At 71.2% G+C, this 18,490-nt stretch carries 16 protein-coding genes; 11 read left to right on the top strand and 5 right to left on the bottom strand.

Annotated elements, in window-relative coordinates; all coding sequences use genetic code 11:
* Positions 1 to 24 precede the first annotated feature (24 nt).
* The 7 genes from IE251_RS29430 to IE251_RS29400 all read left to right on the top strand — a co-directional run bounded on the left by IE251_RS29430 (position 25) and on the right by IE251_RS29400 (position 6,648).
* The gene (locus tag IE251_RS29430) at positions 25 to 609 is read left to right on the top strand and encodes a PaaI family thioesterase (protein WP_189756032.1); all 585 of its coding nucleotides are present in this window, start codon (positions 25 to 27) and stop codon (positions 607 to 609) included.
* Entirely contained in the window at positions 606 to 1,157 is a 552-nt protein-coding gene (gene dut, locus IE251_RS29425) for a dUTP diphosphatase (protein WP_030609154.1), read from the top strand. Before IE251_RS29430 ends, dut begins: the two co-directional genes overlap by 4 nt.
* 1 nt (position 1,158) lies before the next feature.
* Positions 1,159 to 1,920: a DUF3710 domain-containing protein gene (locus IE251_RS29420; protein ID WP_030785285.1), complete on the top strand. Its 762-nt coding sequence runs from the start codon at positions 1,159 to 1,161 to the stop codon at positions 1,918 to 1,920.
* Between the two features lie 248 nt (positions 1,921 to 2,168).
* On the top strand, positions 2,169 to 4,724 hold the full coding sequence (locus IE251_RS29415) for an ATP-binding protein (RefSeq protein WP_189756031.1): 2,556 nt from the start codon (positions 2,169 to 2,171) through the stop codon (positions 4,722 to 4,724).
* Positions 4,721 to 5,407, top strand: coding sequence for a response regulator (locus IE251_RS29410; RefSeq protein ID WP_189756030.1), 687 nt, complete (start codon positions 4,721 to 4,723; stop codon positions 5,405 to 5,407). Before IE251_RS29415 ends, IE251_RS29410 begins: the two co-directional genes overlap by 4 nt.
* A gap of 59 nt (positions 5,408 to 5,466) precedes the next feature.
* Positions 5,467 to 5,865, top strand: a complete 399-nt coding sequence (locus IE251_RS29405; RefSeq protein WP_078629620.1) for an OB-fold nucleic acid binding domain-containing protein — start codon at positions 5,467 to 5,469, stop codon at positions 5,863 to 5,865.
* Positions 5,866 to 5,868: 3 nt separating this feature from the next.
* Positions 5,869 to 6,648 (top strand): DUF3159 domain-containing protein, encoded by a 780-nt coding sequence (locus IE251_RS29400; protein WP_189756029.1) that lies wholly within the window; start codon positions 5,869 to 5,871, stop codon positions 6,646 to 6,648.
* A 64-nt stretch (positions 6,649 to 6,712) separates the two neighbouring features.
* Here the strand turns inward: IE251_RS29400 and IE251_RS29395 are convergent, their stop codons facing one another.
* Positions 6,713 to 7,381, bottom strand: a complete 669-nt coding sequence (locus tag IE251_RS29395) for a potassium channel family protein (protein WP_030609167.1) — start codon at positions 7,379 to 7,381, stop codon at positions 6,713 to 6,715.
* Complete coding sequence (locus tag IE251_RS29390) at positions 7,381 to 8,052, bottom strand: potassium channel family protein (protein ID WP_030777359.1); 672 nt, start codon at positions 8,050 to 8,052, stop codon at positions 7,381 to 7,383. The genes IE251_RS29395 and IE251_RS29390 overlap by 1 nt, the downstream gene beginning before the upstream one ends.
* 384 nt (positions 8,053 to 8,436) lie before the next feature.
* Here IE251_RS29390 and IE251_RS29385 point away from each other — a divergent pair, with 384 nt between their 5' ends.
* Together IE251_RS29385 and IE251_RS29380 are read left to right on the top strand one after the other, a co-directional pair.
* A complete protein-coding gene (locus tag IE251_RS29385; protein WP_189756028.1) occupies positions 8,437 to 10,485 on the top strand; it encodes an APC family permease in 2,049 nt (682 codons plus the stop codon).
* Positions 10,486 to 10,619: 134 nt separating this feature from the next.
* A complete protein-coding gene (locus IE251_RS29380) occupies positions 10,620 to 11,960 on the top strand; it encodes a class I SAM-dependent RNA methyltransferase (RefSeq protein WP_189756027.1) in 1,341 nt (446 codons plus the stop codon).
* A 253-nt stretch (positions 11,961 to 12,213) separates the two neighbouring features.
* Here the strand turns inward: IE251_RS29380 and IE251_RS29375 are convergent, their stop codons facing one another.
* Both IE251_RS29375 and IE251_RS29370 read right to left on the bottom strand, forming a co-directional pair.
* Positions 12,214 to 13,071 (bottom strand): trypsin-like serine protease, encoded by an 858-nt coding sequence (locus IE251_RS29375; RefSeq protein ID WP_189756026.1) that lies wholly within the window; start codon positions 13,069 to 13,071, stop codon positions 12,214 to 12,216.
* A gap of 144 nt (positions 13,072 to 13,215) precedes the next feature.
* On the bottom strand, positions 13,216 to 13,803 hold the full coding sequence (locus tag IE251_RS29370) for a sigma-70 family RNA polymerase sigma factor (protein ID WP_189756025.1): 588 nt from the start codon (positions 13,801 to 13,803) through the stop codon (positions 13,216 to 13,218).
* Positions 13,804 to 14,250: 447 nt separating this feature from the next.
* Here IE251_RS29370 and IE251_RS29365 point away from each other — a divergent pair, with 447 nt between their 5' ends.
* Both IE251_RS29365 and IE251_RS29360 read left to right on the top strand, forming a co-directional pair.
* Positions 14,251 to 15,678 (top strand): NAD(P)/FAD-dependent oxidoreductase, encoded by a 1,428-nt coding sequence (locus IE251_RS29365; RefSeq protein ID WP_189756024.1) that lies wholly within the window; start codon positions 14,251 to 14,253, stop codon positions 15,676 to 15,678.
* A 68-nt stretch (positions 15,679 to 15,746) separates the two neighbouring features.
* Complete coding sequence (locus IE251_RS29360) at positions 15,747 to 16,328, top strand: TetR/AcrR family transcriptional regulator (RefSeq protein WP_373302068.1); 582 nt, start codon at positions 15,747 to 15,749, stop codon at positions 16,326 to 16,328.
* An 11-nt stretch (positions 16,329 to 16,339) separates the two neighbouring features.
* Here the strand turns inward: IE251_RS29360 and IE251_RS29355 are convergent, their stop codons facing one another.
* Positions 16,340 to 18,421 (bottom strand): ATP-binding protein, encoded by a 2,082-nt coding sequence (locus tag IE251_RS29355; protein WP_189756022.1) that lies wholly within the window; start codon positions 18,419 to 18,421, stop codon positions 16,340 to 16,342.
* Positions 18,422 to 18,490 lie beyond the last annotated feature (69 nt).

The following is an 18,490-nucleotide window of genomic DNA, read 5'->3' as shown; positions in this document are numbered from 1 at the left end:
GATGCGCGGGTAAGGTCTGCGGCTGTGAGTGGTAGTTCCGCAGCTCTTCAGCCTCCCGCCGACGCGGGCAAGCCCATACGGCACCCCGACGCGCCCGCGCCCGGGGAGCTCCTCGGTGCCCATTACGAACACTGTTTCGGCTGCGGCCCCGGCCAGCCGCACGGACTGCACCTTCAGGTCCGGGCCGGCGAGGGCGTGTCGCTGACCGCCGAGTTCACCGTGCGCCCCGCCCATCAGGGCGCCCCGGGGCTCGCCCACGGCGGAGTGCTCGCCGCGGCCCTGGACGAGACCCTCGGCTCGCTGAACTGGCTGCTGCGCACCATCGCCGTGACCGGACGGCTGGAGACGGACTTCGTCCGGCCCGTGCCCGTGGGCGCCACGCTGTTCCTGGCGGCCGAGGTCACCGCCGTCGCCGGACGCAAGATCTACTCCACCGCCACCGGACGCGTCGGCGGCCCGGACGGCCCGGTCGCCGTCCGCGCCGACGCCCTCTTCATCGAGGTCAAGGTGGACCACTTCATCGACCACGGCCGCCGGGAGGAGATCCAGGCCGCCATGAACGACCCGGACCAGATCCGGCGCACCCGCGCCTTCGAGGTGAACCCGTGAGCCGTAGCCCCCTCGACGTGCTGATCCGCCGGGTGGACCCCGACGTCCCGCTCCCGGCGTACGAACACCCGGGTGACGCCGGGGCCGATCTGCGCACCACCGAGCCCTGCGAGCTGGCGCCCGGCGAGCGTGCCGTGCTGCCCACGGGAGTGTCGATCGCCCTCCCGGAGGGGTACGCGGCGTTCGTGCACCCGCGGTCCGGCCTCGCCGCCCGCTGCGGTGTCGCCCTCGTGAATGCCCCGGGGACGGTTGATGCCGGGTACCGTGGGGAGATCAAGGTGATCGTGGTGAATCTCGACCCGCGCGAGAGCGTGCGGTTCGAGCGCTTCGACCGGATTGCCCAACTGGTCGTCCAGCAGGTCGAGAGGGTCCGCTTCCAGGAGGTCGCGGAACTTCCCGGCTCGGCGCGGGCCGAGGGGGGCTTCGGGTCCACCGGCGGCCATGCCGCGGTGGGCGGCGACAGCGGCACAAGCGGTCAGGCCGCCGTAGGCGGTCCGACGGGTGGGAATCGATACGCTTCGGTCGTATCCGACCGGGAAGGACAGTGACGTGTTCGGACGTCGCAAGAAGAAGGGTGCCGCCGAGGACGCGGCCGGCGAGGCCGAGCAGGTCGTCGACAGCGTCGACACCGAGGCGGACGAGGAGGAGGCCGGACGCGAGCGCCTCCGGCTGGAGCCCGGGCCCCGGCCCGACGGGCCGTGGGACAGCAGCGAGGTGCGCGACCCGGCCGAGGGCCGCGTGGACCTCGGCGGGCTGTTCGTGCCGGGCGTCGACGGCATGGAGCTGCGGGTCGAGGTGGCCGGGGACGCCATCGTCGCCGCCACCGTCGTGCTGCGCGACAGCGCCATCCAGCTCCAGGCGTTCGCCGCGCCCAAGCGCGAGGGCATCTGGGGCGAGGTACGCGAGGAGATCGCGTCCGGCATCACCCAGCAGGGTGGCATCGTCGACGAGGTCGAGGGCCCGCTCGGCTGGGAGCTGCGCGCCCGGGTACCGGTGCAGCTGCCCGACGGCACCGGCGGTTTCCAGGTCGTCCGGTTCGTCGGCGTGGACGGCCCGCGCTGGTTCCTGCGTGGTGTGATCTCGGGGCAGGGCGCGGTGCAGCCGGAGGCCGCCGGGCTGCTGGAGCAGATCTTCCGCGACACCGTCGTGGTGCGCGGCGAGGGTCCGATGGCTCCGCGCGACCCGATCGTCCTGAAGCTGCCGAACGACGCGCAGATGGTGCCCGAGGGTGTCCAGCAGGAGGAGGGCTCGCGCTTCTCCGGCGGGATGGGGCAGTTGCAGCGGGGCCCGGAGATCACGGAAGTCCGCTGACGGCTTCAGCCGGGATACACGGGCCGTGCCTTTGAGGTGCGGCCCGTTTTTGCGGGGGCTCGCCGTTGGGGTGCCTGTCCGTTGCCGGGTGCCGGTTCGTCGTGGTTGCTCGCGCAGTTCCCCGCGCCCCTTCTCGTCAGGGTTGCGTCAAAGTTGCCCCCCGCTCGTCCCTCCGGGCCGGATCACCCCGCCGGGCGGCCGTAAGGTCGACGCTGCGCAGACTTCGGGCACGGAAAGACAATGTGGGCATGGGACGCGGCACGCTTCGGATCTACCTCGGTGCGGCACCGGGCGTGGGCAAGACCTACGCCATGCTCGCCGAGGGTCACCGCCGTACCGAGCGGGGCACGGACTGCGTGGTCGCGTTCGTGGAACACCACGGCAGGCCACGCACCGAGGTCCTGCTGCACGGCCTGGAGCAGGTGCCGCGCAGGAGGCTGGAGTACCGGGGCGCCGTCTTCGAGGAGATGGACGTGGACGCGGTGCTGCGCCGGGCCCCCGTCGTCGCCCTCGTGGACGAGCTGGCCCACACCAACGTCCCCGGCTCCCGCAACGCCAAGCGCTGGCAGGACGTGGAGGAGCTGCTGGCCGCCGGTATCGACGTCGTCTCCACCGTCAACATCCAGCACCTGGAATCACTCGGCGATGTCGTGGAGTCGATCACCGGCGTGCGCCAGCGCGAGACCGTCCCCGACGAGGTCGTCCGCCGGGCCGACCAGATCGAGCTGGTCGACATGTCCCCGCAGGCGCTGCGCCGCCGCATGGCGCACGGCAACATATACGCGCCGGACAAGGTCGACGCGGCCCTGTCCAACTACTTCCGGCCCGGCAATCTGACCGCCCTGCGCGAACTGGCGCTGCTGTGGGTGGCCGACCGGGTCGACGAGTACCTGAACGAGTACCGCAGCGAACACCGGGTCTCGGCGATATGGGGCTCCCGGGAGCGGATCGTGGTGGGCCTGACCGGCGGCCCCGAGGGACGCACCCTCATCCGCCGGGCCGCCCGGCTCGCCGAGAAGGGCGCCGGCGGTGAGGTCATGGCCGTCTACATCGCCCGCAGCGACGGGCTGACCTCGGCCTCCCCGAAGGAGCTGGCCGTCCAGCGCACGCTCGTGGAGGACCTCGGCGGAACGTTCCACCATGTGGTCGGCGACGACATACCGCCCGCGCTGCTCGACTTCGCGCGCGGGGTGAACGCCACCCAGATCGTGCTGGGCTCCTCGCGCCGCAAGGCCTGGCAGTACGTCTTCGGGCCCGGCGTCGGCGCCACGGTCGCCCGGGACTCCGGTCCCGACCTGGATGTGCACATCGTGACCCACGAGGAGGTCGCCAAGGGCCGGGGACTGCCCGTGGCCCGCGGCGGCCGGCTCGGGCGGGCCCGGATCCGGTGGGGCTGGGCGGTCGGACTGGCCGGCCCCGTCGTCCTCGCGCTCGGCCTGAACACCGCCGGCCTCGGCCTCGCCAACGACATGCTGCTGTTCCTGGCCGTCACCGTCGCCGCGGCCCTGCTCGGCGGCCTGCTGCCCGCGCTGGCCTCGGCGGCCTTCGGCTCGCTGCTGCTGAACTACTTCTACACCCCGCCGCTGCACCGGCTGACCGTCGCCGACCCCAAGAACATCGTCGCCATCGCGATCTTCTTCGGGGTCGGCATGTCGGTCGCCTCGGTGGTGGACCTCGCCGCCCGGCGCACCGACCAGGCGGCCCGGCTGCGCGCCGAGTCGGAGATCCTCTCCTTCCTCGCCGGCAACGTGCTGCGCGGCGAGACCAGCCTGGAGGAGCTGCTGGAACGGGTCCGCGAGACCTTCGCCATGGAGTCCGCCGCGCTGCTGGAGCGGGAGAGCGACGTGGCGCCCTGGACCTGCGCGGGCCGGGCCGGCTTCGGGCCGCCGCTGGAGCGCCCGGAGGACGCCGACGTGGACATGCCCGTGGGCGACCACATGGCGCTCGCGCTCACCGGCCGGGTGCTGCCCGCCGCCGACCGCCGGGTGCTGGCCGCCTTCGCCGCCCAGGCCGCCGTGGTCCTGGAGCGCCGGCGCCTCCAGGAGGAGGCCGACCAGGCCCGCGCGCTCGCCGAGGGCAACCGCATCCGCACCGCCCTGCTGGCCGCCGTCAGCCACGATCTGCGCACCCCGCTGGCCGGCATCAAGGCCGCCGTGTCCTCCCTGCGCTCCGACGACGTGGCCTGGTCCGAGGAGGACCGGGCCGAGCTGCTGAAGGGCATCGAGGAGGGCGCCGACCGGCTCGACCACCTCGTGGGCAACCTCCTCGACATGTCCCGCCTCCAGACCGGCACGGTCACGCCGCTGATCCGCGAGATCGACGTGGACGAGGTCGTGCCGATGGCCCTGGGCGGCGTGCCCGAGGACAGCGTCGACCTGGACGTGCCCGAGACACTGCCGATGGTCGCCGTGGACCCCGGGCTGCTGGAGCGGTCGGTGGCCAACCTGGTGGAGAACGCCGTCAAGTACAGTCCGCCCGGGCGGCGCGTCCTGGTGGCCGCGAGCGCCATCGCCGACCGGGTCGAGGTGCGCGTGGTGGACCGCGGGCCGGGCGTGCCGGACGAGGCCAAGGAGCGGATCTTCGAGCCCTTCCAGCGCTACGGGGACGCTCCGCGCGGCGCCGGCGTCGGGCTCGGCCTCGCGGTCGCCCGGGGCTTCGCCGAGGCCATGGGCGGCACCCTCACCGCGGAGGACACGCCGGGCGGCGGGCTCACCATGGTGCTGAGCCTGTGCGCGGCGGGACCGCGCCCCGAGCCGCTCCCCGCCGGGGAGTTCCGTACCGAACCGGAAAGGCACACCATATGACCCGGGTGCTCGTGGTCGACGACGAGCCGCAGATCGTGCGCGCCCTCGTGATCAACCTCAAGGCACGCGCGTACCAGGTGGACGCGGCCCCCGACGGCAGGACCGCCCTCGAACTCGCCGCCTCCCGCCACCCCGACGTGGTCGTCCTCGACCTCGGCCTGCCCGACATGGACGGTGTGGAGGTGATCCGGGGCCTGCGCGGCTGGACCCGGGTGCCGATCCTGGTGCTGTCCGCCCGGCACTCCTCCGACGAGAAGGTGGAGGCGCTGGACGCGGGCGCCGACGACTACGTGACCAAGCCGTTCGGCATGGACGAGCTGCTGGCCCGGCTGCGGGCCGCGGTGCGCCGGGCCGAGCCGGCCGGGCCGGGCGAGGACGACCTGACGACCGTGGAGACCGAGGGCTTCACCGTCGACCTCGCCGCGAAGAAGGTCCACCGCGACGGCAAGGACGTCCGGCTCACCCCGACCGAGTGGCACCTGCTGGAGGTGCTGGTGCGCAACACCGGCCGCCTCGTCGGCCAGAAGCAGCTGCTGCAGGAGGTGTGGGGACCGTCGTACGGCACCGAGACCAACTACCTGCGGGTGTACATGGCCCAGCTGCGGCGCAAGCTCGAGGCCGACCCGTCGCACCCGAGGCACTTCATCACGGAACCGGGGATGGGATACCGGTTCGAGAAGTGAGCCGGCGGGCGCTCTCGGCGCCCTGTCGGCCCTGCCTGCGGCCCCGGTACGCTTCACATATGACTGCTGTTCCTCGTTCCGAAAAGCCGGCCGGCCGGTTCCGGCGCATGCTCGACCGGCTCTCCTCGTCGCAGGAGGACCTGGAGTCCGAGGAGCTGCGCGAAGACGCCGAGACGGCAGGCTGCACCAAGATAGGCGACTGCCACGACCGGCAGATCGTCACCGTAACTGGTACCTTGCGCACGGTCACCCTGCGCCCGCGCGCCGGAGTCCCGGCCCTGGAGGCCGAACTCTTCGACGGCTCCGCCGCCCTGGACGTCGTGTGGCTCGGCAGGCGCTCCATCGTCGGGATCGAACCGGGGCGCAAGCTGATCGCATCGGGCCGGATCTCGATGAGCCGGGGCCGCCGGGTGCTGTTCAACCCGAAATACGAACTGCGACCCCTCGGACGGGAGTAGCCGGTGACGTCCCTCGACAAGCCGACCGAAGACACCGACCAGACTCAGCCCCAAGACGCCCGCGCGGTGACCGAGGCGGCGCTCTTCGAGGCCTTCGGCGGGGTCCGCGGCATGGTCGAGACGGTCGTGCCGGGCCTGCTCTTCGTCGCGATCTTCACGGTCAACAAGGACCTGCACCTGTCCGCGATCGCCGCGCTGGCGGTCTCCCTGGTGCTGGTCGTGGTCCGGCTGGCCATGCGGGACACGGTCAAGCACGCCTTCAGCGGTGTCTTCGGCGTGGCCTTCGGTGTCGTCTTCGCGATGTTCACCGGCAACGCCAAGGACTTCTACCTCCCCGGCATGCTCTACACGCTCGGCCTGGCCGTGGCGTACATCGTCACCGCCCTCGCCGGGGTGCCCCTGATCGGCCTCATCCTGGGCCCGGTCTTCAAGGAGAACCTGTCCTGGCGCACCCGCAACCCGGGCCGCAAGAAGGCGTACACCAAGGCGAGCTGGGCCTGGGGCCTGATCCTGCTCGCCAAGTGCGCGATCCTCTTCCCGCTGTACTGGTGGGCCGACACCACCCAGCTCGGCTGGGTCCTGGTCGCCCTGAAGATCCCGCCGTTCCTGCTCGCGGTCTGGCTGACCTGGGTCTTCCTGGCGAAGGCACCCGCGCCCATCGACGTGTTCGCGGAGATGGAGGCGCAGGAGGAGGCGCAGAAGGCCGAGAAGGAGCGCAAGGCCGCCGCCCTGGCCGCGGAGACCGGTGAGCCCGACGGGGGACGGCACCGCCGGGAGGCGTGAGCAGCCGTCGTACGACGACGAAGGGCGCCCTTGTCACCAAGGGCGCCCTTCCGTATACCCGGGCTCAGCTCTCGCGCCGCACCGACAGCAGTTCCTCCAGCTGCTCCTCCCGGGCCTGGGCGGCCACGAACAGCAGCTCGTCGCCCGGCTCCAGGGAGTCCTCCTTGGAGGGGGTCAGCACCCGCGTACCGCGGATGATCGTGACCAGGGAGGTGTCCTGCGGCCACTCCACGTCCCCCACCTGGGTGCCGGCCAGGGCCGACTCCTCGGGCAGGGTCAGCTCCACCAGGTTGGCGTCGCCGTGGCTGAAGCGCAGCAGCCGGACCAGGTCGCCGACGCTCACCGCCTCCTCGACCAGGGCGGACATCAGCCGCGGGGTGGAGACGGCCACGTCCACGCCCCAGGCCTCGTTGAACAGCCACTCGTTCTTGGGGTTGTTCACCCGGGCGACGACGCGCGGGACGCCGTACTCGGTCTTCGCCAGCAGCGAGACGACCAGGTTCACCTTGTCGTCGCCGGTCGCGGCGATCACGACGTTGCAGCGCTGGAGCGCCGCCTCGTCCAGGGAGGTGATCTCACAGGCGTCGGCGAGCAGCCACTCCGCCTGCGGGACGCGCTCGACCGAGATGGCGGTCGGCGCCTTGTCGATCAGCAGGACCTCGTGGCCGTTCTCCAGCAGCTCGCCCGCGATCGAGCGGCCGACCGCGCCGGCCCCGGCAATGGCGACCCTCATCAGTGACCGCCCTCCTCTTCCGGGCCACTGGCGAACGCCGCCTCGACCTTGTCCACGTCGTCCGTCCGCATCATCACGTGCACGAGGTCGCCCTCCTGCAGCACCGTCTGGGAGGTGGGCAGGACCGCCTCGCCCAGCCGGGTCAGGAACGCCACCCGGACGCCCGTCTCCTCCTGGAGCTTGCTGATCTTGTGGCCGACCCACTTCGGGGAGGCGTGCACCTCGGCGAGCTGCACCCCGCCGGTGGGGTCGCGCCACAGCGGCTCGGCGCCCGAGGGCAGCAGCCGGCGCAGCATCTGGTCGGCGGTCCAGCGGACCGTGGCCACGGTGGGGATGCCCAGCCGCTGGTAGACCTCGGCGCGCCGGGGGTCGTAGATACGGGCCGCCACGTTCTCCACGCCGAACATCTCGCGGGCCACGCGCGCGGAGATGATGTTGGAGTTGTCACCGCTGGAGACCGCGGCGAAGGCGCCGGCCTCCTCGATGCCCGCCTCGCGCAGGGTGTCCTGGTCGAAGCCGACGCCGGTGACCCGGCGGCCCCCGAAGCCCGGGCCCAGCCGGCGGAAGGCGGTGGGGTCCTGGTCGATCACGGCGACCGTGTGGCCCTGTTGCTCCAGGGTCTGGGCAAGAGCGGAACCCACTCTTCCGCAGCCCATGATGACGATGTGCACGACCGTCCTTCCGGTGTCCAAAAGTTACTGCTCAAGCATCAGGGTCTCAGACAGACGCCCAAAGCTACACACGGGCGCCACGCGCCCCGCACCCCCCTTCCCGTCACCGGGCGAACCGCCGGCGAGTGACACGGCGAGTGATCCTGAGCACGCCCGCGAGGTCTGGATTCCGAGGCCGCACGGGACGGACGGTGCCCCGAACAGCCCCACGGGCACGCGCGGGCGACCCCCCGGGGGCGACGACAGGCGGCGTTTGCCCCCAGGGCACGGCGGGCATACGCCACCACGGATTCCGAAGTTCCGCACGCCCCCGATTTCACTCGTGAGGCAGATACCGCCCGCCGGGTGGGCGGGTGCCCGTACGAAGGCTTACGATCCTCTCTCGTGTCCAAACTGACCGACGTGCCCAAACGGATCCTGATCGGGCGCGCACTGCGCAGTGACCGGCTGGGTGAGACCCTCCTGCCGAAGCGCATCGCACTCCCCGTCTTCGCCTCCGACCCGCTGTCCTCCGTCGCCTACGCGCCGGGGGAGGTCCTGCTGGTCCTGTCCATCGCGGGCGTGTCGGCGTACCACTTCAGCCCCTGGATCGCCGTCGCGGTCGTCGTGCTGATGTTCACCGTGGTCGCCTCCTACCGGCAGAACGTGCACGCCTATCCGAGCGGCGGCGGCGACTACGAGGTCGCCACCACCAACCTCGGCCCCCAGGCCGGGCTCACCGTGGCCAGCGCCCTGCTCGTTGACTACGTCCTGACCGTCGCCGTATCCATCTCCTCCGGCATCGAGAACCTCGGCTCCGCGGTCCCCTTCGTCGTCGAGCACAAGGTGCTCTGCGCGGTCGCCGTGATCGTGCTTCTGACGCTGATGAACCTGCGCGGCGTGAAGGAGTCCGGCAAGCTCTTCGCGATCCCGACGTACGTCTTCGTCGGCGGCGTCTTCATCATGATCCTCTGGGGCGCCTTCCGGGGCCTGGTCCTCGGCGACACCATGCGCGCCCCCACGGCCGACTACCACATCAAGGCCGAGCACCAGGGCCTCGCCGGCTTCGCGCTGATCTTCCTGCTGCTGCGCGCCTTCTCCTCCGGCTGTGCGGCCCTCACCGGCGTCGAGGCGATCTCCAACGGCGTCCCGGCCTTCCGCAAGCCCAAGTCGAAGAACGCGGCCACCACGCTCGCGATGATGGGCCTGCTCGCCGTCACCATGTTCTGCGGCATCATCGCCCTCGCGATGACGACGAAGGTCCGCATGGCCGAGACCCCGGCCACCGACCTGCTGCACCACGGCATCCCGGTCGGCCCCGACTACGTCCAGAACCCGGTCATCTCCCAGGTCGCCGAGGCGGTCTTCGGCAAGGGCAGCTTCCTGTTCATCCTGCTCGCCGCCGCCACCGCGCTGGTGCTGTTCCTGGCCGCCAACACGGCGTACAACGGCTTCCCGCTGCTCGGCTCGATCCTCGCCCAGGACCGCTACCTGCCGCGCCAGCTGCACACCCGTGGCGACCGGCTCGCCTTCTCCAACGGCATCGTGCTGCTCGCCGGCGCGGCCACGCTGCTGGTGTTCATCTACGGCGCCGACTCCACCCGTCTGATCCAGCTGTACATCGTCGGCGTGTTCGTGTCCTTCACGCTCAGCCAGACCGGCATGGTCCGGCACTGGAACCGGCACCTCGCCGCCGAGAAGGACCCGGCCAAGCGCAGCCACATGATCCGCTCCCGCGCGATCAACGCGTTCGGCGCCTTCTTCACCGGCCTGGTGCTGGTGGTCGTGCTGGTCACCAAGTTCACGCACGGCGCCTGGGTGGCCCTGCTCGGCATGTGCATCTTCTACGCGACGATGACCGCGATCCGGAAGCACTACGACCGGGTCGCCGAGGAGATCGCCGCGCCCGAGGGCCCGAGCGACGACATGGTCCGCCCCTCCCGGGTCCACTCCGTCGTCCTCATCTCCAAGATCCACCGGCCCACGCTGCGCGCCCTCGCCTACGCCAAGCTGATGCGCTCGGACACCCTGGAGGCGCTGACCGTCAACGTCGACCCGGCCGAGACCAGGGCACTGCGCGAGGAGTGGGAGCGGCGCGGGATCGACGTACCGCTGAAGGTGCTGGACTCGCCGTACCGGGAGATCACCCGCCCGGTGATCGAGTACGTCAAGAGCCTGCGCAAGGAGTCTCCGCGCGACGCGATCTCCGTGATCATCCCCGAGTACGTGGTCGGCCACTGGTACGAGCACCTGCTGCACAACCAGAGCGCCCTGCGCCTGAAGGGCCGCCTGCTCTTCACACCCGGCGTCATGGTCACCTCCGTCCCCTACCAGCTCGCCTCCTCCGAGGCCGCCCGGGCCCGCGCCCGCAAGCGCCAGGAGTGGAACGCCCCGGGCGCGGTCCGCCGGGGCCCGGCCGTGGAACGGCCCAAGGAACCGTCGGGGAAGGACTGAGGGAGGGGACCGGCGGGATATCCGGCCGGGACCGAGGGGGACGGGAAGGCCGTAGACTGGTGGGCTGTCGACCGTCGGCCGACCGCCCCCGTCCTTCTTTGTCTCTCTTCTCTTCGATCTGGAGTCACCTCACCATGCAGGCAGAACCGACCAAGTCTCCGGTGTCTCTGGTGGGTGAGGAGTACGAGGTCGAGGTCGGCCCCGTCGCCCACGGCGGCCACTGCATCGCCCGCACGTCCGAGGGCCAGGTGCTGTTCGTCCGGCACGCGCTGCCCGGCGAGCGGGTGGTCGCCCGGGTGACCGAGGGCGAGGAGGGCGCGCGTTTCCTGCGCGCGGACGCCGTACGGATCCTGGAGCCGTCCAAGGACCGCATCGAGGCTCCCTGCCCCTTCGCGGGCCCCGGCCGCTGCGGCGGCTGCGACTGGCAGCACGCCAAGCCCGGCGCCCAGCGCCGCCTCAAGGCCGACGTGATCGCCGAGCAGCTCCAGCGGCTGGCCGGCCTCACCCCGGAGGAGGCGGGCTGGGACGGCACGGTGGTCCCGGCCGAGGGCGACAAGCTGCCCGCCGGCCAGGTGCCGCAGTGGCGCACGCGGGTGCAGTACGCGGTGGACGCCGCCACGGGCAAGGCGGGCCTGCGCCGCCACCGCTCGCACGAGGTCGAGCCGATCGACCACTGCATGATCGCGGCGGCGGGCGTGAGCGAGCTGGGCATCGAGAAGCGGGACTGGACCGGCATGGAGTCGGTCGAGGCGATCGCGGCGACCGGCTCCCAGGACCGCCAGGTGGTCCTCACCCCGCGCCCCGGCGCCCGCCTGCCGCTGGTCGAGCTGGACCGGCCGGTGTCGGTCCTGCGGGTGGACGAGAAGTCCGGTGGCGTGCACCGCGTCCACGGCCGGCCCTTCGTACGCGAGCGCGCGGACGACCGTACGTACCGGGTCGGCGGCGGCGGTTTCTGGCAGGTCCACCCGAAGGCGGCGGACACGCTGGTCACGGCGGTGATGCAGGGCCTGCTGCCGCGCAAGGGTGACATGGCCCTGGACCTGTACTGCGGTGTCGGCCTCTTCGCCGGCGCCCTCGCCGACCGTCTCGGCGAGCAGGGCGCGGTTCTCGGCATCGAGTCGGGCAAGCGGGCGGTGGAGGACGCGCGGCACAACCTGGCCGACTTCCCGCGGGTCCGTATCGAGCAGGGCAAGGTCGAGTCGGTCCTGCCGCGCACCGGCATCACCGAGGTCGACCTCATCGTCCTCGACCCCCCGAGGGCGGGCGCCGGCCGCAAGACGGTCACCCACCTCTCCACCCTCGGCGCCCGCCGCATCGCCTACGTGGCCTGCGATCCCGCTGCGCTGGCCCGGGACCTGGGGTACTTCCGCGAGGGCGGCTACCGGGTACGGACGCTGCGGGCGTTCGATCTGTTTCCGATGACGCATCATGTGGAGTGTGTCGCGATCCTTGAACCGGTCGCAAAGGGTGCTTGACCTGCGGTTTTGATGGGTGTGCGTGATGTGCGCCATGGGCATAAGGCCACCCTCGGCGCGTGAACACGCCTCCGCCCTGTCCCCACAAGGACAGGGCGGAGGCGTTCGCGCGCTCAGGAAGGTTCTGTGAGCGCTTCGTCGGGCAGCGTCCAGCGTCCATCACTGTGATACGGCCAGGGGGCGTAAGAATGCCCATTCGGTGCCGGGAGACGCCCACACCCGGTGTCCACGAGGTGAGGCCCCGGACGGAAAGTCACCAAGTGGTGTTGACCGGTACGTGCATGTCCTTCAGGAACCGCTCCGCGCTTTGGTCGAACATGGAGATGTAGGCGTGAGCGGGGTCGCTGGGGCCGCCGTCGGAGGAGACGACGCCGTACTGCCGGCCCTGGAAGATCATGGCGCCGCCCGAGTCACCCTCGCGCAGGATTCCGTTCTTCAGCGAGTTGTAGACCTGATAGGCCGGACCGCCGGCCAGGTCGTAGCCCTGATCGATGATCCTGACCCGAGCCTCCTTCAGCAACTGTGAGCCGGTGCAGGTCAGGCACGTCCTCCCCCACCCCTGCACGGTGGCGTACTGGCCCGGGGCGGGTTCCACGTTCGTGTTGACGCTGATGTGATGGACATGGGGGTCACTGCTCAGATCGGATTTGAGGCTCGCGACGGCCAAGTCCCTGTGCGTGTTGACGTTGCCGATCCTGATCCGCGTGCCCTCGCCCTTGAGGGTGTGCCCGACCACGACGAAGTAGTGGTCGTAGGGCACACCCGACCTGAAGCAGTGGGCGGCTGTGAGAACCTTGATGGGGCCGACGACGCTGCCGCTGCAGCGGTAGGCCGGCCCGTCGGGTGTCGCCTCCCACACCTGGGCCATCCCGGTGCCCCACATGGCGGCGATGGTCGTCCCACCCTCGACGGCCTGAGCTGATGGGGTGGCCAGGCCGAGAGCGGCGCCCAGGGTGAGCAGCGCGGCGGTCGCGACGCGGCGTACCCGGGCTATGCGCGAGATCTTCACTCTGTTCTTCTCCGAACCCTCGTGTACGTAGTCGGTGGGCCAGGGCGTCTGCCGGGACCCCCGACGCGCACCGTCCTCGGGGGTGTGGACGGTGCGCGTCATTCCATTCAACGGACACACGCCCAGGCGGGTTCGGTGCGTGTGGGCGGCGAGTCACCCGTGCGGGTTTCACAGGTACTGCTTCTTCCGGTCGCCGTCACTGTCGCCCTGGCTTCGTGAGAGGCACCGGCGTGGGGTACGCGCCGCTCAGCCGAGGACGCCGCGGGCGGCCAGGGCGCGTTGGAGCGCGCGCATCGCGTAGAAGGTGCGCGACTTCGCCGTGCCCGGTGGAATGCCCAGGAGTTCCGACACCTGGTTCACGCTGAGACCGCGGAAGTACGTGTGGTGCAGGATCTCGCGCTGCCGCGCGGTCAGATCCCGCAGTGCTTCCCGTACCACCTGGGCGGTCAGGGCACGGTCCGCGCCGTCGCCGACCGGCACGACGGTGTCGTCCAGTTCGTGGAGAACGTCGGGGCGCGCGGCTCGTGCCCGGTGCTCGTCGATCACCAGGTTGCGCAGGACCCGGAACAGCCAGGGGCGGATGCCGTCCGCGGAGAGGGTGAGCGTGGGGCCGTGGCGCCAGGCCCTTACGGCGGTTTCCTGCACCAGGTCCTGGGCGCGGTGCAGGTCGTTTCCCAGGCCGCGGGCCGCGTAGGCCAGCAGGGCCGTCCCGTGCTCGGCGTACAGCTCGCGTACGAACTGATCGGTGCTCGCGGCAGCGCGCGGTGTGGTGGGCCCGGGGATCGTGGAGCCGACGTGCTCGGTGGTCAGGACAGACGTCTGCTGGGTGTTCATGATCTCTTCCCGTGATGGTCGGGCATCCGTTCGCGGGTGCCGGGTGAGGTCCGGACGGCTGCTTGCGGCGGTCGTCGCCGGGTGGGCCGGACGCGGCGCCGGAACCCGGTCGCTGCGAGGCGAGTGGCTCGGCGGTTGCGCCGTGATCAGCCTGGGGCAGTCCTTGCCCCACTCGCCATGTCTGCCGGGAATCCGGGACGGCTGGAACGCGAAAGGGCGTCTGACCTGCGCAGACGCAACCGTCGTGGGATGGCCGGACGGAATCCGGAACCGCTGCTTTCGCCCTGCCGGGACGGCGAAACGGGTTTTCACCCCCTCAACGGCTCACGCCTGTCGGGAGTTCGATGAGCAAAGGACGGCCATGGAATCACCAGTCGACCGATCTGCCAGGTGAGCACCGCTTCACCACATCATGAGCCCGCCGTCGAACTGGGAGAGGTGGAAACGATGCACGTGCTGGTGATCGGAGCGGGCCCGACGGGACTCGCCCTGGCAGTGATGCTGGCCCGGGACGGGAACCGTGTGACCGTGCTGGAACGGGATGCCGGGCCGCCGCCGGGCGGTGCCGAGGCCGCCTGGGAGTCGTGGCGGCGTCCCGGAGTCAGCCAGTTCCGTCACCCGCACCTCTTGCTGCCCGCGGTGTTCCGCACCCTGCGGACGGAGGTTCCCGAGGTTCTGGACGAGCTGACCGGGATGGGGCTGCGGCAGGGCAACCTGCTGGACGGTGCCCTTCGCTCCGGCATTCTGGACGAGCCCCGGCCGGGAGACGAGCGCTTCACGATGATGGACGTCCGCCGTCCCCTCTTCGAGGCCGCCCTTGACAGCGTTGCCGGCCGGACAGCCGGTGTGACCGTGCGTCGGCGTACCGCTGTCAGGGCACTGCTGGCAGGGCGTGAGCGGGTGCCGCGGCAGCCGCATGTGGTGGGAGCCGTCACGGCGGACGGGGAGGCCGTGTTCGCCGACCTCGTCGTGGACGCGGCGGGCCGCAATTCGCCGGTGGGACGCATGTTGCGTGAGCTGGGCGCACCGGGTCCCGTGGTGGAGCGGGACGAGTACGGCTTCCTCGCGTACACCCGCTACTTCCGCGCCGCACCCGGGACGGAGTCGCACGTGCCGCCGTGGCCCACCACTCACTATGAGAGTGTCTCCACCGTCTCCTGCGCCGGTGACGCCGGCGTCCGGTCGGTGTCGTTCTTCGTCTCCGGCCAGGACCGGGCCCTGCGAGCGCTGCATCGCGAGCAGACGTGGGACGCGGTGCTGCGCCTGTTCCCCGCCGAGTCTCACTGGGCCGGAGAGGGACGGCCTGTCACCGGGGTCGTCGCCATGTCGGGCATGGAGGGGCGGCATCGCCGCCTCGTCGTGAACGGGAAGCCCGTGGCCACGGGAATCGTGAGCGTCGGCGACGCCTGGGCCACTACCAATCCGCTGTTCGGTGTGGGTATCTCCTCAGGGCTGCTGCATGCCGCGCTGTTGCGTTCCCGGCTCCGCACCCAGGATGCCGACGATCCGCACAAGCTCGCTGTCCGCTTCAGCGAGGCCACCGAAGAGGTTCTGGGGCGGGCGCGCCGGCACCTCGGTGTGTGGGACCGGCACCGGCTGGCCGAGGTGGACCGGCTGACGCGCCGGTCTCCCGCGGCCTCGGCACCCGTGGACTCCGACTGGCACTTCAGGAGGACGCTGGAGACCGTGAAGCTGCGTGATCCGGACGTCTTGCGGGCGGTTGCCGCCACGGCCGCCCTGCTGGCCACACCGGCGGAGGCGTTCGGCGATCCGAGGCTGGTGGAACGGGTCCTCGCTCTCGGTCGGCCGGCCGAGCGGCCGTGGGCACCCGGGCCGTCGCGCTCGAAGCTGCTGGCCGCGGTAGGTGCCGGTTGACGTCGGGACCCGGTCCCGGGCGTCGGCGGCGACGGACCCGGGCCCGGCTGCTGACGGCGGCTTTCCAGGTGTTCGCGGTGAACGGCTACGGAAGGGTGTCGATCGCGGAGATCTGCGCCGAGGCCGGTTTCAGCCGGGGTGCCTTCTACTCCAACTTCGAGAGTGTGGACGAGCTGTTCCTGGCGCTGTACGAGGAGCGAGCGGCCGAGCTGCGCCGTCGCGTCGCCACGGTTCTTCCCCATGCGTGTACGGCGGCGCCCGGCTCGCGCGACAGGTCCCCGCTCACCGAACAGCTGTCCAGGGTGCTGCTGTCGGAGCCGGACCGGCTGCTGTTCGAGACCGATGTCCGGGCGTACGCGGCCCGTCGGCCGGCGGCGGCGCGAGTGCACCGTGCCGTGCGCCGGGAGTTGGCCGAGACCGTCCTGGACACACTGACCGTACCCTGCGGCGCGCCTCTTTCCCCCGGCTGCCGGGAGGAGGCCATCCGCTCGGTCCTGGAGGCGTACGACGCGGTGACCGCGCAGCTGGCCCTCGACGGTGATGCGGACCGGGCTCGCGAGCGCCTCGCGCAACTGCTCCTCGTCGCCACGGGCCTGACGGAATCAGCGGCGAGCCGGCCCATGGGACCACCAGCCGCACAGGGTGGGTGATCGCGCGGGTCTCAGACCGCGGGGTGCGGCCGGTCGGCCGGTGCCGGGTCCCCGTATATCTCCTGCCGCCACAGCGCGTCACACACCCGGGCAATGCCTCCCGCCAGGTGTCTGCGGTACGTACTGAACGGCAGACCGAGCCGTTCGGCGACCGACTGCTGGGTGGGCATTCCCTTGGTGAGGTACGTCCGTGACACCGCCTTGTAGTACTTCTCCCCGCCCGCTTCCGTACGCAGTGCCTCGACCGCGTCCGTCAGGATCTGCGGCAATGTGCGGTTGGTGCCCGCCGTCAGTCTGCTGCGTGTGAGCGGGTTCGCGGACCACTCCCGCGGGCGGAAGAAGCCGCGGAGCGCGTCGCGCAGCGCGGCGTCGAACTCGGGGCGGGACAGCACGGTGAACTCCGTTCCCCGCCGTGCCTGCTCGCCGTCCGCCTGAACGGCGCGGCTCCCGTCCCGGACGTGGGACAGCATCAGCCGGGTCTTCTCCTCGGCCCAGGCCCACACCGGCTGGACCCGCCAGTCGATGGCGAACAGCGTGTAGGTCAGGGCACCCACCCGTGGCCGCTCCGCGATGGGATGCAGACCGAGGCTGACCATGTACGGCGTCCAGAACGTGCCCGCCCGCACGACGACGTACATCCAAGCGACCCGGCCCTCGGTTCTCGCGGCCTCGGCCAGCGTCCGCCACTGGTGGAGGTTCTCGACGGGGGAGATCTTCGGGTACTCCGGCGACGTCACGGAGAAGCGGGCCACCGCTATGTGCTCGCCCTCACGGAGGGGCTGGGTGGCGCGCGCGTGGTTCCAGGCCGCCTCGGCCACGGGGTCGTGGAACGCCTGTGGGGCTTCGGTGAGTTGCAACCAGGCGGAGAAGCCGACCGCCTTGTTCTCACGCGTGGTGCGGCAGACCCGGAACGCTTCCGGCCCGCGTTCCAGCCACGCCCCCGCCAGGGCGGCCGATTCCTCGCCCTCGACGTCGCTCGCCAGCGATCGGATCCTGTCACGGTCGTCCGCCTCGCACGCGGTCAGCCGGACCTCGCCCGCTTCCCGCCAGCTGTTGAAGTCGGACATGTACCGGTCGTCGCGGTACAGGAAGAGGAAGGAGCGCACCGCGGACAGCGTCCCGGTCGCCGGTGAGGTGCGAATCTGCTCGAACAGGTGGCGGCCGAGCCGCCCGTGCAGTTCGGCGTAGCCGTCCGGATCGCGCCAGCGCAGATCCTCCTCCAGCGCCTGCCGGACGACGTCGTGCGGGAAGAGGCCGTCCTGCGTCGACTCGATGAAAGGCAGTTCGCGCAGCCAGGCGAACATGACCGTGGCGTCGTCGCCGAGGACGACCCGGAGCAGTGTCTCGGTGGTCATGTGAACGCGCGCGCACACCTCCAGGGCCCGGCGGTGCAACGGGGAGGGCACCTCGCCGACCAGCCGGGACAGCAGTGTCGCGACGACGTCCATGCTGGGTTTCCATTGGGTGGCGCGGGCGGGTTCCCGGACCGCCACCGCGGCTGCCAGGGCCAGGGCGAGCGGATGTCCGCCGGTGAAGGCCAGTAGCGGGGCCTGGCTGTGCCGGGGAACTCTCCAGGCGTGCAGCAGGGCGGTGGCCTCGTCGGGTGAGAGATTGCGCAGTGCCATGCGGTACAGCAGGTCGGCCCACCCGGGGTCGGAGGTCCACTCCGCCTCCGGTGCCTGCCGCCCGGCGATCACCGCCACTCCGCCATGGGGCAGTCTGGGGAGGAATTTCTCCCTCAGCCATCCCTCCAGCCCCTGACAGCGTTCGAAGGTATCGATGATCAGGACCGTGCCGTCCTCGGCGAAAGCCGCCCCGGCCTCCCTTTCGAACGCCTCCGGCGTCGGCTGAACCGTGCGGCCGTCGATGTCCAGCACGGGCCGGCCCATCGCCCGCGCCTCGGCCGCGAACCGCCGCAGCAGCATCGACTTGCCGATACCCCCGGGGCCGTGCACGAAGAGCACCGCCGGCGCCCCTTCGTCCCCGGTCAGAGCGGCGCGGAAAACGGCCAGTTCCGCTGCTCGCCCGGTGAACATCCGGTCGCGTCCGCGCTGAAGGCGGCCCGCAATGTCGTTGGGAACACTGCCGGTCACGTGGGACTCCTCCTACCGTCGCCGTCTCTCCGCACGACGACGCCTTGCTGAACGCGGGGGCACGCTCAC

It is taken from the genome of Streptomyces eurythermus (assembly GCF_014649115.1).
Taxonomy (GTDB): Bacteria; Actinomycetota; Actinomycetes; order Streptomycetales; family Streptomycetaceae; genus Streptomyces; species Streptomyces eurythermus.
The sequence above is the reverse complement of the archived record's forward strand: the minus strand, read 5'-3'. Positions and strand labels throughout refer to the sequence as shown.

Coding starts and splice junctions, on each gene's coding strand:
- IE251_RS29415 (WP_189756031.1), top strand. CDS start 2,169: ATGGGACGCGGCACGCTTCGGATCTACCTCGGTGCGGCACCGGGCGTG.
- IE251_RS29410 (WP_189756030.1), top strand. CDS start 4,721: ATGACCCGGGTGCTCGTGGTCGACGACGAGCCGCAGATCGTGCGCGCC.
- IE251_RS29405 (WP_078629620.1), top strand. CDS start 5,467: ATGACTGCTGTTCCTCGTTCCGAAAAGCCGGCCGGCCGGTTCCGGCGC.
- IE251_RS29395 (WP_030609167.1), bottom strand. CDS start 7,381: ATGAGGGTCGCCATTGCCGGGGCCGGCGCGGTCGGCCGCTCGATCGCG.
- IE251_RS29380 (WP_189756027.1), top strand. CDS start 10,620: ATGCAGGCAGAACCGACCAAGTCTCCGGTGTCTCTGGTGGGTGAGGAG.
- IE251_RS29375 (WP_189756026.1), bottom strand. CDS start 13,071: ATGACGCGCACCGTCCACACCCCCGAGGACGGTGCGCGTCGGGGGTCC.
- IE251_RS29370 (WP_189756025.1), bottom strand. CDS start 13,803: ATGAACACCCAGCAGACGTCTGTCCTGACCACCGAGCACGTCGGCTCC.
- IE251_RS29365 (WP_189756024.1), top strand. CDS start 14,251: ATGCACGTGCTGGTGATCGGAGCGGGCCCGACGGGACTCGCCCTGGCA.